The sequence below is a fragment of the Streptomyces beijiangensis genome (assembly GCF_017315755.1).
Taxonomy (GTDB): Bacteria; Actinomycetota; Actinomycetes; order Streptomycetales; family Streptomycetaceae; genus Streptomyces; species Streptomyces beijiangensis.
Genome location: NZ_JAFLRJ010001702.1, coordinates 1 through 337 on the forward strand (window position 1 = coordinate 1; position 337 = coordinate 337).

Below are 337 nucleotides of genomic sequence, written 5' to 3' on the forward strand. Positions count from 1 at the left end.
GAGCGGGTGTCGTCGATGACGGTGGCCGAGGCGTCGTCGCAGGCGCCGTTCCTGGTGACCTCGCGCGACTCGGTGTCCACGATGTACGCGTCGGTGTCGCGGACGTAGCTGGTCAGGGTGCAGACCAGGCGGCCGCCCGCGGTCTTCTCCTCGACCTTGGTGAGCATGCCGTAGCTGTCGTAGGCGGTGGTCTCGGTGGAGCGGCGGTACGTGTCGCCCTTGACCAGTTCGCGGGTCTCGGAGCTGACCGGGTGGACCATCCACGCTTCCAGCGCGGTGGTGCCGGTGCGGGCCCGGGAGGCCGTCTTCACGGCGGACGGGGTGACCTTGACGGGGG

General features: G+C 70.3%; 1 protein-coding gene. It reads right to left on the minus strand.

Translation table 11 applies throughout. The features are described from left to right. On the minus strand, positions 1 to 311 hold a 311-nt coding region (locus J0695_RS43310; protein WP_242553845.1), incomplete at its 3' end, for a hypothetical protein. Positions 312 to 337 lie beyond the last annotated feature (26 nt).